The following is a 14,747-nucleotide window of genomic DNA, read 5'->3' as shown; positions in this document are numbered from 1 at the left end:
TAAGTTTCAATCTTTATTGTTACATTTGGTCGCTGTAACCACGATGGAAGCGAGCTTCGGAAGTAGAAAGGTTTCAAACTTTAATGTTCTCCTACATCAATACCCGTTCAGCGAAGACAACAATGATCATAAAAAAGCGCCTTATCATCAAGGCGCTTTTTATTTACGAGTGACTCAGCTTAGCTGACAGCATCGGCCAGTGGCAAAGACTCATTTTTGGGTTTTTCACTAGTAAAACCACGCAGTCCGACCACATGCACGTGTTCATGATCTTTAAATACCTTACGCACCAGTTTATAGGTGGTCCCTCTTTCTGGGCTGATATTTTCTGGCGCCGCAATCAATAATTGCATATCCAAACGTTCACACAGTTCAAATAGCGTTGCTATTGATTTAGCATCTAAACGTGCTGCCTCATCTAAGAACAATAAACGGCATGGGATAATATCTTTACTGCGTAGACGACGAGACTCTTCTTCCCAGCTCTGTACGACCATCAGTAAGATAGATTGGCCAGTACCAATGGCTTCACCCGTTGACAATGCGCCCGATTCGGCTTGTAACCATCCATCTGAACCACGATTAACTTCAACACTCAACTCAAGATAGTTACGATAATCGAGTAGCTCTTCACCCAATATTTGTGGTGAACGCTGCCCCATATCGATATGGGGATTGACGCGTTGGAATAGCTTCGCCATCGCTTCTGAGAAGGTATAACGTGAGCTTTCAAACAGATCTTTATGTTGAGCCTGCTGCTCTGCTAAACCACTGAGAAGAACTTCATGGCTTTCACGAACTTTGACATTTAAACGCACGCCATTCACTTGCCCAAAAGCAATATTCGAAAGCCCTTGGTTGAGCATGCGAATACGGTTTTGTTCACGTTGAATGGTTTTACGAATAATGCTCGCCACCGAATCTGAGCTGATCGCTAAACGATTTTCCCGCTGAGTCAGCTCTTCTGTTAGGCGAGCTAGCTCGACTTCCATCTCTTCAATCGCTTCAACAGGATCATCGGTACGAATAATATCTTGTCGAATTCGTTCACGTAAGTGCTGATAAACTGCAATGTAAAACAGTACCTTACGTTCAGGGTACGCATTATCCTCCGAGTGGCGCAGCGCATCACGCAGCGCCTCATTATTCGCCACGGCAAGACGTAGCGCCCCGAGTGATTTATCCGACATGGAGCGTAACTCATCAGCTGATAAATAAGCCAATTCACGTTTATGCAAACGACGTTCAACATCATTTTGGCGGGCTAAACGAAGAACCGCACACCACCCAGCTTTGGCATTAACAACGAAAGTACGTAAATCTTGATACTCTTTTTCTAATTTTTTCAATCGCTTGGCAAGCGATTTCATCTCAATTTCGGTTGAGGTGATTGTCCGCTCATAGTGACTCTTACGGCTACGAGAGCTGTGCAAACGTTCATGCAGCTCATCACGGCGCTGCTGAGCTCTGAATAATGCGTTTTCATCTGGATGTACGCCAAACTCCTGTAGCTCTTGCTTAAACTCTTGCATTGTTTCCAATTTAGCCTGATGAGCACTTTTCAACGATGCCAACACTTGGTTGTACTGATTGAATTGCGCTTGCGCTTGTTTTAACTCTTCGCGAGTACGCTGACGCAGGCTCTCAGCTTGAACTAACTTAGCTTTTAACTGCTCACTGAGTTCGCTACTTTGATTGAGAAGATCCACCGAATCTGCGTAAGCAAAGTGGTGGCGACGTTCAACCAAATCAGCGAGGGCAAAAATTTGTGTTTTGAGTTGTTGCAGTCCGCGATCCGCAGCAAGATATTGCTGTTCTAAGACTTCAAACTGCTCAGGATCAACCTCTAACGCTGAAGCAATCGGCGTCAGTTGTTCAACCGTTTTACCATGAGCATGAAGCCAAGCTTTCGCTTCCACTAACTGAGCTAACTTGGCGTCAATATCTGCGGCTCGTTGGGTTAATCCAGATTCAGACAACAAGCGTAAATGAGGCGCAATATTCTCTAATAGTGCTAATGCCTGTTTACTCAGTTGACGTCGACTGGTTTGTTGCTGTTGTTGATGCTCTAACTCGACTAACTGGCGAGCAAGATGATTGAGTGCGTCACGAGCTTGACTGAGTGCTTGTTCAGGATCCGGCTCAAACGCCACCTGTAAATGCTGAGCAACAAAATCATTAAAACTGCGGTATAAGCGCTGTAACTTTTGTGAATCAAACGCGGCCTTAGCATGCGCTTCGACAACTTCATCACGCTCATCGCGCAGTAGCTCTAAACGTTGCTCACGAGCTGCACGCCCAAACAGTGGGATTTTTGGAAAACGGGAATAGCGCATTTGACGCTGATTGAGCTGAACACAGACCGCACCTTCTAATTCTGCGGCATTAAATGAGCTATCATCGAACGCATCAATATCGCCCTCAATCAGATAAAGATCTTCTGGACAGTCGTCTAACTCGACCAGTTTTTCTTTGATGCCTGAAAGATCAGAGACCACAATCGCGTGACGAGCCGGACCGTACATAGCACTGAAGTACGGCGCATCTTCTAACGTTATGTCATCATAAATTTCAGAAAGTAGAACCCCACCAAGGGTATCGGCAAGGCCTTTAAGACGAGGATCATTCGATCCGCCCGGTGAAGCCAAGCGTTCGATATCTTTCTCTAATTGCTCACGACGTTGAGCTAATGCATCTTTCTGAGCCGATTGGTGTTTTTCACGCTCTAAAATGCTTTGCATCTCAGTCATTACCGACTGTCGACTGTCTAAACCCGCCCCACTTTGCTCACGCAATAGCTGCAATGCTTCTATCGCTTGATGCCAAGCTGGCGCTTTTAGCTCCAACTGTTTGATAGCATTGCGTTGTTCTTGTTCAAGACCACGCTGTTGACTACGCTGATCGCGTAGCACTTCTTGTGCCTCATCAAGCTCTTCTAACAGAGCGAGATGCTTCTCGCGTTCTTGCTGCAATTGGGATGGATCATCAATCATCACCTGAAATTGCTGGTGATAATCAGTCACCGATTGACGCACAGATTGTTGCTGTTCGATACGGTGCTGTAAATCGCGCTGCTGTTCATACCAAAGCGCTTCATTCTGTACGAGTTGCTGTGCTTGCTGTGCTTGAGCGAGTAATTGGTTTGCATGCTCTGCCGCTTGGCTACGAGTGACCTCACCTAAAACGCGGCTCACTAAATGCAAGGCTTCGTTAAACCGCGCGGAAGCGGCCGAAGACATATCGAGCTTATGTTTAACTGCCAGTAATTCGTGGGTGGTTGACTCTTGGCGTGCGCTCAGCTCAATCATCACCGTCTGAGCACTTTCTGCCGTCAAGCTATCATCAGCGAGCTGCTGACGTGCTTTTGCCAAGGCTTGCATTGCTTGTTGATACTGCAAAGCTCGCGTTTGCTGAATGTCTAACGCTTGCTGATAATCTGCAAGCTGAGTTTTCAGACTATCGACTTCCTCTTCAGCCGCAGTGGCTTGGTCTTCAACCATCACTAAGCGCTCTTGCGCTTCTTCAACCACCATTAGCTGCTCTTCAAGACGCAGACTCAACTCTTCAAGATCGTCTTGATAACGGGCGATTTTTTCTTGCTGACGAAGGGCATTTTGTACTAACTGCAGATGATCGGCTGCACTTTGATGATCCTGTTCCAGCGCAGCTTCTTGTTCAAGCAGCGTTTCCAGCTCTTCGTGCACTTGATTCAATAGCCGATTGTGTTCCAGAAGCGTATCTCGAGCGCTGAATAACTCTTGGCGTAACGTCAACGTTTGCTGCACTTTACTGCGACGTTCATTGGCGTGACGCATGTAGTCTGCGGCAACATATTGGGTCGATTCGGTGATTAAATGTTTGAACAGATCACGATCGGCTTGGGTGTTTTTAATCGCTTCCAACGTCATGCGGTTTTCTCGCAGCGCTGACTCCATATCTTGAAACGCTTTTTTCACCCCACCATTTTGTGGCAGTAAGTAATCGCGTAATGAACGGGTAATCGCGCTGGAAATACCGCCGTACAAAGACGCTTCAATGAGGCGATAAAACTTTGATCGGTCGCTGCTATTACGCAGCTTTTTCGGTACCACACCAAATTCAAACATGTGGCTATGATAATCGACGATGGAACTGAACGATTTAAAATGCGCACCTTCAATAGCATGAACGGCATCTTTGACTTCATTGAGCTGTCTCACTCGAGCGTGTTGATCAGAAACACTTTCAATCAAAATATCCGTCGGTTTGATATGGCTAGGTAAACCCTGGATCACAAAAGGTTTAATATCGACTTTTTTATCACGGCCGGCAACTTGTTGAAGTTTTACTGCAAACAGTAAGCGTTGATGGCGAGAATTGACCACATCCAATGCCGCATAGCAGGCGCCAGGTTGTAATTTACCGTACAGGCCTTTATCGCGAGAGGCTTGAGAGCTGCCCGCTTCTGTGGTATTTCGAAAATGCAGTAAACTTTGATCGGGAATTAATGCGGTGATAAACGCCGCCATCGTGGTTGATTTACCCGCCCCATTGCCGCCCGATAACGTCGTCACCAAATTATCAATATCAAAAGTACGTGCGAAAAAGCCGTTCCAATTGATCATGGTCAGCGATTGATACTTACCTCTTTCAATCATGCTTCATCTTCCCATAATGTCGGTTGATCTTCATGTTGTTCGTCAGCAGATACCGTATCCAATAAGCTTTGCTGACTAGGCTCTTGACTATGAACAACGGCTTCACCATCTCGTATCAAACGCAATTGCGCCTGACGTAAATCATCGCCAATACGCACATCGGCTCCAAAACGAAATACCGCTTCGGTAATTCTAAATTTGGTGGTTTCGCCAAGGTGGATAATCATCCCTAGGCGGCGTAAACGACGTAACGAAGTGCGGACTTTTTCAAACAGTTTCTCTTTATCCAAATCTGAACCTTGCGCACGATTGGTCGCAAGCTTCATCAATTTCTTCTCATCGGTCAAACTCAATAACTCTTCATAGAGTTCTTGATACGTAAATAAACCTTCATGGGCAAGACGCTCTGGGCTTAGATATAAGAAGCACAGCACCTTACCAACCAGCATATCTAATTCAGACAAAACACTGCGATTGATCAATGAGGTAGAGCGTGGACGTAAGTAAAAAAAGCCCTCGGGCGCACGAACTAACTCAGTATTATAGCGCTGATAAAAAAGTGCTAACTCTGGCTCAAAATCACTGAGAAACGCATGGTTATCTAAATCATCGCTGGACACATGGCGCCCTGCGCGTAATTGGCTGTCTAAAGCCGGAAAAAGCGGGTTAACAATCGCTTTAGCCAGATTCTCTGGCATATAGTGGTTAATATCGGTCAATGACATTAGCTTGTACCTTTGCACCAAATTGGTTAATCGCTTGCCAATCAGGTTGAATGGCTTGGTAGTCGGATTGTGAATAACCCAAGCGAACGGCTTGGTCGACAACAATACGGGCTAGATCGAAATGATGAGTTCTTGGGTGTGCGGCAAGATAATCACGCAGCACATGACCAAGGTTGATCGGTTGGCCCTGTTGTTTATGGCTCTGAAGCATCCCAGCAATACGCTCTGCAAGCTCATCGTGAACCTTTTGAAACGTTTCATATTCGACAGCGGGGGGAATGTGGCCGGTCACTTCTTCATCTCGTAACATCAGAGTTTCATCGCGTAAATCAGACAAACGCTCGGCCTCGGCATAAGTGAGTAGCCAAGGTTGAGAAAAGTAATCGTGCAGCGACTGGCGTAAACGTTGGCTGAAAGCGCGATTTTGATCCATATCTATCGCCGTGCGAATGAACTTATGCACATGGCGGTCATAACCAATCCATAAATCGATCGCCTGTTGTCCCCAACTGATGATTCGGTCTAATTTCATTTGCAGCACAAACAGCACTTCATCGATAAACTCTAATTCTGGATCGCCGTAAACAATCTCTTGAATATCAAGAATTTGAGTTTGTAATTCGTCGCCTGCGGCTTGAAGCGTATCTTGCAGCTCTCGTAACGTCGATGAGGTTTCAGACAATAAACTTTCACAGTTATGAATCGCTTCTCGCCAATCTTTATTCAATAGATCGGCAATTTGTTGTTTCACGGATTGCTGCTGCTCGTCTAGAACGCGTTGGTTGAGATCGATGCGATCAAAGATTTCACTCACCGAGTATTTTAATACCCCGTAAACATTCTTTTTCCAATGCGCAGGTGTCCCCCCTTGCTGAGCGGAGTTGGCGGCTTTAGCCATTTCATCCGCTAACAAGGAAAGTTGAATAGAGAGTTTTAATTTCGAAAACTGACGATGACGAACATAATAATCGGTAATGCCAATCGCCAAAGGCGACAAGCGATAAATGCTCGCGCCATCGGTGACCTCACTAGTAAAACGACTCAGCAAACGCTGTTTGACGAGCTCATTAATGGCGTTATTAGCCCGAAATGCAGAGACATCACCCGTTTCAGTAAATAGGCGGCTAACAATCGCAAACGCATCATGCAATTCCCCCTCCCCTAATTCTTCATCGAATTTTTCATGGCTCAATACCGCAATCGCTATCAAAAACGCCAGCCGTTCAGCAGGTAAGTTCAAAGAAAAATCGTGCTGCTTCACCCAACTGACGAGTTCATCAATCGGTTGTTCAGTCGCATTGTGAGTCATATCACTCATTGTTCTTCCTGTGGTTGTTTCCTAGCCCAAACATGGATGTAGCGTCCTAAAGATAGATAAGGCTCTTGGCGGCAAAATTGTTGCTCCAATGCCAAAAGGTCTGCAAACTCAAACTCGCCCATATTGGTCATATTGCCGATATAATCGCTAAAGCAACGAATGCCTGACTTACCCATAATTTGACATCCAGCATGTTCAATCCACTGATACACATCAGCAGGGAGCAGCCCTTTTTGTGGCTGTAATTTAAATCGTTTACGATGTGGCATGCCATTTAAAATATGCGGAATATTGCCACATACCGCATTTTTATAAACTAAGCCATGTTGGTTGTAAAACATCACCGAAACCATACCGCCCGGACGCACCAGTGCTAACAGCTGCTGTAAAGCCTCTTGTGGTTCCGTCAACCACTCCATCACCGCATGAAATAAGATGATGTCAACGGGCTCCGTCAAATGTTGCTGCACAGATTGTACGGGAGAATGCACAAAGCGAAATCTCTCCAGTAATCCATGGTCGGTCACCTCTTGTTTGGCTAAATCGAGCATCTCTTGCGAGAGGTCACACAAGGTGATTTGATGGCCAAGCATGGCGAGTTTTTGCGACATTTGCGCCAAGCCCCCTCCCGCATCCAAAATATGCAGGGGCGTTGTCTGACCGTTAAAATGGGTCAAAATTTGCATGAGATCATCCCAAACAATGACTTGACGAATCTCGCCTTTGTCAGAGCCGTAAATATTTTTTGCAAATTTGTGGGCAATATCGTCGAAATTGCGATCTTCAGTCACAGTGGCTTGAGTTATGATAATAAATCGTGCTGCTATTCTGTCATAGGAATGGCAGGAATAAAGGACCTTTCGCTGATTTTATTATCAAGTGCTGTTTTTTCGGACTATTTAATCTATGTTTGAGCTGAAAAAAATCGTTTCTTCTCTACTGATGCCATTACCAGCACTGCTGATGATTGGTTTTATCGGCTTGATGCTGATTATGTTTACCGCAAAGCGAAAGACTGGCTGCTTAGTGGTTCTATTTTGTTTGTCTAGTTTATTGGTTATTTCTTTTCAACCAGTATCCAGTCGCTTATTAATGCCTTTAGAGCGTCAGTACAGCGCTTTTTTACCCATTGAGGGTACTATCGATTATGTTATGGTTTTAGGTAATGGCCATGTCGTCGATGATAGCATCCCACCAACCTCTGAGCTTACCCGAGCCGCGTTAATGCGTCTTAGCGAAGGAATTCGAGTAATGCGGATGTACCCTGGCGCAAAACTGATCCTATCGGGTTATGCAGGCGGGAGTGAAATGAGTCATGCACGCATGCTGGCTAAAGTGGCGCTTGCGCTTGGTGTCGCAAAATCAGACATTATTTTGCTTGAGACGGCGCAAGATACGTGGGAAGAAGCAAGACAAGCGGCCGCTTTTGTTCAGCAGCGCACTCTGGTTCTGGTCACCTCGGCCAGCCACATGCCCCGTGCAATGAATGAATTTCAATCTGCAGGGCTAACGCCTATCCCTGCGCCGACAAATTATCTTGCCCAAACGAATATCAGCCAAGCTTGGGATAAATATATCCCGAGAGCGCTCTATTTAGAACAAACTGAGCGGTATTGGTATGAAACCATGGGGCTAATATGGCAAGCCATGCGCGATTGGGTGAGCCATGAACCCAAATTGAATGAATCATCGCCTGCCGTAGAGGGTGATTGATATTCTTGTTATAAGCGGCATCGTCGAAAAAGTGGTTTGGTGCACAACTTGATAAACATTGTGCACATTTAACATCAATTGGAAGGATTATGGGCCGAATTTGATTGCGAGTTACTGCGTTGCAGTCTAGAATCTTGCTGGTTATTAACAAGATTAAATGTAACCAATAGGCCGCTATTTAACAGCGGTTTTTGTGTTTTTATTACTTTTAGGCTGACGTTAGCCTATACCCGAAGAATGAGACGTTGTAAAAAGGCAGCATCGACAGTGCTTAAAACAAACCTCTCTCCTATCACGATCTCCTAACAGGGCGATTGCACTTTCGGGACATAACTACTGCTCTAGTTACCTAACGCCGAGCAGTCACCGACAGGATAATTTTATGGCTACGATTAAAGACGTTGCACGCCTAGCAGGCGTATCGACAACAACCGTATCTCATGTCATCAATAAAACACGTTTTGTGGCAGAAACCACTCAAGAAAAAGTCTTGGACGCGGTTAAACAGCTGAATTATGCACCAAGCGCCGTCGCACGCAGCTTAAAATGTAACACCACGCGTACGATCGGTATGTTGGTGACTCAATCCACCAATCTATTCTTTTCTGAAGTGATCGATGGTGTTGAAAGCTATTGCTATCGCCAAGGCTATACACTGATCCTCTGCAATACTGGTGGTATCTACGAGAAACAACGTGACTATATTCGTATGCTTGCTGAAAAGCGGGTCGACGGTATGTTGGTCATGTGCTCCGATTTAACGGAAGAGTTACTTGAGATGTTAGAGAGTCATCCCTCGATACCTAAAGTTATTATGGATTGGGGCCCGCAAACATCACAAGCCGATAAGATCATTGATAACTCTGAAGAAGGGGGTTATCTAGCAACGAAATATTTGATCGAAAATGGGCACACTGAAATTGCTTGTCTAAGTGGTCACTTTGTTAAAGCCGCCTGTCAAGAACGTATCGCAGGCTTTCGGCGTGCCATGGCAGAAGCCAACCTAACGGTAAAAGAAGATTGGATTTTAGAAGGCAATTTCGAATGCGATACTGCCGTTCTAGCCGCGGATAAAATCATTGCTATGGATACACGCCCGAGCGCGGTATTCTGCTTTAATGATACCATGGCATTAGGTCTGATCAGCCGTTTACAGCAACGTGGCATACGCGTGCCAGACGATATGTCAGTCATTGGTTATGATAATATTGAGTTAGCCGAATATTTCTCTCCGCCACTGACCACGGTCCATCAACCTAAACGCCGTGTTGGGAAAAATGCGTTTGAAATATTGTTGGAGCGCATCAAAGATAAAGAACACGAAAGACGTATTTTTGAAATGCACCCTGAAATCGTGGAACGTGACTCAGTCAAAAAACTCACCGCTAAATAGATAACCACTTCATTGACCCATTATTGAGCAAAAAAGACTTCAAACCCAATCGTAGCCTTAGCGCCACGATTGGGGGGCAATCTTTGCCTAATTCAAATCAAAATGAAACAAACATCATATAAACAATCACTGAGTGTGATATTTATTCAATGATTTGTTTATTTTATACATCCAAGTTATACTATTTTGTCAATAATGAAACGTGTCACGCACAGGGCAAACCATTTGAAAAGATGGGACGCAAAGCCTCCGGCCTAAACCATAGTGGTAGGTAGCGGGGTTGCCGATGACAAAATAGCTAAAACAAGCAGTCAACTCCCCCTATTATTATGCTTTTTGACGTTTTGCTATTTTCTCGGACCTGATTTTGCTGGCGAATTGCTTAATACACCGAGAATGACAGCATGGATAAACCGGTATTAAAAGATTCAATGCGGCTATTCGAACTGCTTGGCCAGGTCAAGTCGCGCTCAATGTTTGGTGGCTTCGGCATTTTTGTCGATGACACTATGTTCGCTTTAGTCGTCAACAATCAACTCCATCTTCGAGCTGACGATGAATCTGCTAAAGTTTTTACCGAAAGAGGCTATCTGCCCTACGTTTATAAAAAACGGGGCTTTCCTGTGGTAACTAAGTACTTTGCTTTACCTGATACCTGTTGGCTTGATCCAACGACCATTTTGCAGGAAGCAACCGTCGCCTTACGCCAAGCCAAATCGGAGCGAGAGCAGCAAGAGCAGACTAAACCCACTCGTCTTAAAGATCTGCCTAACCTACGTTTAGCAACCGAAAGAATGCTCAAAAAAGCAGGCATTCATTCCGTTGATCAGTTGCAACAAACGGGTGCTGTCGCCGCTTATCAGGCGATCAGACAAAGTCACTCATCTGATGTCAGTTTAGAGTTATTGTGGGCGTTAGAAGGGGCAATCGAAGGTAAACATTGGTCGGTGATCCCTCCAAGTCGTCGTGAAGAATTGAAAAAAAACCTGTTTTAATTTTGATATCTAGCCCGCTCACTGAGAGTCAGTAGCGGGTATATCTACCAATCATAACGCCTCCTAATAAGCATCATGATTCCTTGACCTTAATCATTTCGATATCGTTTGCACAATTGAAGCTGACAGCTCGCCAACCATTTCCTCTAATCTCTATCAATATAAATCAACAACATGATTGGCTTAAGACAAGCATAGCTGCCCAACAATCGTGCCATTCAATCAGTTGACACTGAGATTAAGTCACTGAATGAGATAAAGTCGTTGCTGTACTTTGCCGCTGGATAAATTGAATCGACAGTTGGTTAAACAACTCCGGTTGCTCGACATTACAAACATGACCACAATTTGGGAGTTCCAACAGTTCACTCTGTCGATGCGCGGCGACCATTTCGCGTACTGGGCGAATAAACATATAGTCGCGCTCCCCCATTAAATACAAGGTGGGAATAGGCAACTCTCGATCTTTGAAATAACGCATCAATGGATTGACTTCCGCAGTCAATGTAAACCAGCGTTTAAACTCTTGCTGACACAATTTTTTAGCTTCTCGAACGAACAGATGACGAGACTCTTTCTGACTGCGTTGTGGCATGACAATATAAGCAAACAGTCGATATAACCACATATAGGGAATGAGATGTTTACTGAGGTGGCCTAACTTCACCAAAAGCTGAGAGCGGATATTCAAACGAGTGACAGCGCCACCTAATACCATAGAGCGAACTCGCTGGGCGGACAATTCGGCAATATTACGCACGATAATGGTCCCCAGTGACATCCCGACAAAATGAGCTGAAGCTATTTTTAAGTGATCCAGCACCTTAAGTACATCAATGGTCACTGTCTTAAAGGTGTATCGATTAGCAATCAGATCTTTGATAAGACGATGAGATTTTCCATGGCCGCGTAAATCAATCAATAGCAGATTAAAATGCTGCTTATACGCTTTGATCTGCTTAAACCAAATAGACGAGCTTCCACCCGCACCATGCACAAACACCACCCATTCTCGGCTGGTTGGATGTGGATAAACTTTATGAAACAGTAAAGATTGAGACATGGATACCACAGAAAATCAAAATCATTGATACTGAGAGATTAGCATATTTTAGTGTCAAAAATCGTTTTTGAGTTGTAAAAATCTATTGTTGTTAAACGGGCGATTGGTAAACCGACGGGGAAGCTCCCCATCGGTATAAAGGAAAGTGATTAGAAAAGAAAAGACGATGGTAGCCGATCAACAAGCATTGACGCTTCCCGTCTTCATAGACATTTAGTCAAAAATGGCTAAGCGGTACATTTTAAGGTATTCAAGAGCAGACTCACGCCAGCCAAAATCTCTGCTCATCGCTCGTATTTGAACATTAAGCATCTCTTCAGGTTGCTGTAGATAAAACAGCAACGCCCTCTGCATCGTGATCAATAATGCCGCTGGTGACGGCTCTTGAAAACCAAACCCCGTCGCTTGCTGAGGGTATTTATCATAATCTTGTACGGTATCTTTTAAACCTCCAACCTCGCGTACGATAGGTAAAGTACCATAAGCCATACTGTAGATTTGGTTTAGTCCACAAGCTTCAAATTCTGAGGGCATGAGAAAAAAATCCGAGCCCGCTTCAACTAAATGAGCCAAACGATTGCTGTAAGTCTCAACAAACCCTAACTTATCAGGATAATGCGCAGCAATTTTATGTAATGCCGCCGCAATCTCCGGTTCACCGGTGCCGACGATCACCACTTGTACCTGATTACGCAAAAACGACTCAAGAATAGGCAATAAATAATGAAATCCTTTTTGATGAGTCAAACGGCATACCATGCCAAACATCGGTGTCGTCACTTGTGGTAAATTTAACTCTTGCTGCAAGGCAAGTTTACTGGCTGATTTTCCTAGAGTGAGCGATTGTCGTTCCGCATGGTAAGTCTGAGGAATATAACGATCCGTCAAGGGGCTCCATTCAGAATAATCGCATCCATTGACAATCCCATGCAGATCTCGCGCACGGCGCACAAAATCATCCACCAATCCGTGAGAACCTAACGGCGTCAACAGTTCAGAAGCATAATTAGGACTCACCGCATTGATTTTATCGGCAAAAGCAATACCAGCTCGTAGCATGCTAACATGATCATGTCCGTACTGTAGAAACTCCATCCCAGAGAGATTTAACTCGGGGATAACTTCCAATTGGTAGTAGGAAAAAATACCTTTGAAAATGGCATTATGAATAGTCAGCACCGACTTAACGCCGAAAAAATGTGGGTCTTCACGGTAGCGAGTTTTTAATAAAAAAGGCACTAAACCTGTATGCCAATCATTGGCATGGATGATGGTTGGCTTAATATTCAGCTTGGGCAAAATATCCAGACACGCCGCCGAGAAAAAACCAAAACGCTCACCGTTGTCCGTGTAAGCTTGATTGTGCTCCGCATACATTTCTGGTCGATCAAAGTAAACATCACAATCAATCAGGTAAACCACAACACCGTCGAGCTCACCCTGCCTTACTTGATAGCGAGTATGAGGCCAGTGGGTTAACTCGGTTTCGAGTATGATGGGTAAATCCATTTTATTTGGAATTGAACGATAAGCAGGTAGCACAATGGCTACCTGGTGACCTAACTCCTGTAATGCTTTTGGTAAAGCTTTGGCAACGTCGGCTAAGCCTCCGCTCTTCACTAAGCCTTCTGCTTCGGATACAACAAACCAAATATTCATTTTTTCAAGATTAGAATCCAACTTTCATTCCTTTTTCGATGACTACAATGCCTTCATCAGAGACATGGAAGCGCTGCCTATCTAATTGTAAATCTTCCCCAATCACCGTTCCTGGAGCAATTTCGACGTCCTTATCGATAATCGTGCGTTTAATCGTACAACCAGCGCCAATTTTGACATCACCAAGAATAATCGATTCACTGATCCATGAACCTGCACCGATATTGGTTCGAAAACCTAACACCGATTTATAAATTTTTGCACCTTGGATATAACTTCCCGCTGAAATTAAACTATCGGTAATACAAACCTTTTTCTCTCCTTCATTAGCAAAGGTCGCTGGTGGCAACGGTGGATAATGAGTATGTAAAGGCCAACTGCGGTTATAAAGAGAAAATGGCGCATCTTTTTGCAATAAGTCCATATGCGCAGACCAATAAGATTCAATCGTGCCGACATCACGCCAGTAGGCTTCGCCCTTCTCACCTTTGATTTTATTGGTTGAGAAATCATAAACGAAGACTTCACCCTGCGGAAACATTTTAGGGATAATATCTTTACCAAAATCATGGCTAGACTCTGGGTTTACCGCATCTTCACGTAATTCACGGCATAACGTATCGGTATCAAAAATGTAATTACCCATTGATACTAATGCCCACTCAGGCTCACCCGGTATCGATTTAGGGTGCTGAGGTTTTTCTTCAAAACCAATCATCTTCCCCGTGACATCTACCTCTATCACCCCAAATTGTGACGCTTGGACAAGAGGCATACGAATGGCAGAGACGGTCAGTTTGGCTTCCATTCGACGATGGAAATCAAGCATCTGACGAATATCCATTTTATAGATATGATCAGAACCAAAGATACAGACATCATCGGCTTCAGAAATTTCAATGAAACGTAAGTTCTGATAAATAGCATCGGCCGTTCCTTCGTACCAACGTTTACCATCACGCATCTGGGCAGGTATGGAATCAATAAAGCTGCCACGCAGGCTAGAGACGTTCCAGCCTTTTTTCATATGCAGATAAAGGGATTGCGATTTGAACTGTGTTAATACATACACTCGCATTAAATCTGCATTAATAAAATTGTTTAGGGCGAAATCTATCAAGCGATAACTACCACCAAATGGCACGGCAGGTTTAGTACGCGATTCAGTTAAAGGCTTCAATCTTGAGCCTTCACCACCAGCCAGAATCATTCCTAGTACACCGGTCATTGTTATTCTCCATTAA

The 14,747-nt window shown here is 44.4% G+C and carries 10 protein-coding genes and 1 riboswitch; of the genes, 3 read left to right on the top strand and 7 right to left on the bottom strand.

Going from position 1 to position 14,747, the window contains the following annotated elements; translation table 11 throughout:
- Positions 1–179: 179 nt before the first annotated feature.
- The 4 genes from mukB to cmoM are packed head-to-tail and all read right to left on the bottom strand — an operon-like array spanning position 180 to position 7,471.
- Positions 180–4,637: a chromosome partition protein MukB gene (gene mukB, locus CAG58_RS05425; protein WP_161426347.1), complete on the bottom strand. Its 4,458-nt coding sequence runs from the start codon at positions 4,635–4,637 to the stop codon at positions 180–182.
- Positions 4,634–5,362, bottom strand: coding sequence for a chromosome partition protein MukE (gene mukE, locus CAG58_RS05420; protein ID WP_004395095.1), 729 nt, complete (start codon positions 5,360–5,362; stop codon positions 4,634–4,636). The genes mukB and mukE overlap by 4 nt, the downstream gene beginning before the upstream one ends.
- Positions 5,343–6,680 (bottom strand): chromosome partition protein MukF, encoded by a 1,338-nt coding sequence (gene mukF / locus CAG58_RS05415; RefSeq protein ID WP_161426348.1) that lies wholly within the window; start codon positions 6,678–6,680, stop codon positions 5,343–5,345. Before mukF ends, mukE begins: the two co-directional genes overlap by 20 nt.
- Positions 6,677–7,471 carry a tRNA uridine 5-oxyacetic acid(34) methyltransferase CmoM gene (gene cmoM / locus CAG58_RS05410; protein ID WP_154167935.1) on the bottom strand — a complete coding sequence of 265 codons (795 nt, stop codon included), beginning with the start codon at positions 7,469–7,471 and terminating at the stop codon, positions 6,677–6,679. The genes mukF and cmoM overlap by 4 nt, the downstream gene beginning before the upstream one ends.
- Positions 7,472–7,586: 115 nt before the next feature.
- On the opposite strand from cmoM, the gene elyC reads away from it, so the two are divergent.
- The 3 genes from elyC to CAG58_RS05395 all read left to right on the top strand — a co-directional run bounded on the left by elyC (position 7,587) and on the right by CAG58_RS05395 (position 10,781).
- The gene (elyC, locus tag CAG58_RS05405) at positions 7,587–8,393 is read left to right on the top strand and encodes an envelope biogenesis factor ElyC (RefSeq protein WP_154167933.1); all 807 of its coding nucleotides are present in this window, start codon (positions 7,587–7,589) and stop codon (positions 8,391–8,393) included.
- Between the two features lie 382 nt (positions 8,394–8,775).
- On the top strand, positions 8,776–9,786 hold the full coding sequence (gene purR / locus CAG58_RS05400; protein ID WP_154167931.1) for an HTH-type transcriptional repressor PurR: 1,011 nt from the start codon (positions 8,776–8,778) through the stop codon (positions 9,784–9,786).
- A 205-nt stretch (positions 9,787–9,991) separates the two neighbouring features.
- Positions 9,992–10,074: riboswitch (cyclic di-GMP riboswitch) on the top strand.
- 116 nt (positions 10,075–10,190) lie between these two features.
- Positions 10,191–10,781: a TfoX/Sxy family DNA transformation protein gene (locus CAG58_RS05395; RefSeq protein WP_040904243.1), complete on the top strand. Its 591-nt coding sequence runs from the start codon at positions 10,191–10,193 to the stop codon at positions 10,779–10,781.
- A 238-nt stretch (positions 10,782–11,019) separates the two neighbouring features.
- On the opposite strand, the gene CAG58_RS05390 is transcribed toward CAG58_RS05395, so the two are convergent.
- From CAG58_RS05390 to glgC, 3 genes are all read right to left on the bottom strand, one after another.
- A complete protein-coding gene (locus tag CAG58_RS05390) occupies positions 11,020–11,844 on the bottom strand; it encodes an alpha/beta fold hydrolase (RefSeq protein WP_004395089.1) in 825 nt (274 codons plus the stop codon).
- Between the two features lie 213 nt (positions 11,845–12,057).
- Complete coding sequence (gene glgA / locus CAG58_RS05385) at positions 12,058–13,503, bottom strand: glycogen synthase GlgA (RefSeq protein WP_040904783.1); 1,446 nt, start codon at positions 13,501–13,503, stop codon at positions 12,058–12,060.
- A gap of 10 nt (positions 13,504–13,513) precedes the next feature.
- A complete protein-coding gene (gene glgC, locus CAG58_RS05380) occupies positions 13,514–14,731 on the bottom strand; it encodes a glucose-1-phosphate adenylyltransferase (RefSeq protein WP_161429850.1) in 1,218 nt (405 codons plus the stop codon).
- Between the last annotated feature and the right edge of the window lie 16 nt (positions 14,732–14,747).

It is taken from the genome of Vibrio sp. V31_P5A7T61, from assembly GCF_009904895.1.
Classification (GTDB): domain Bacteria; phylum Pseudomonadota; class Gammaproteobacteria; order Enterobacterales; family Vibrionaceae; genus Vibrio; species Vibrio metschnikovii.
Note: the sequence above shows the minus strand (reverse complement) of the source record. Positions and strands in the feature narration are given on the sequence as shown.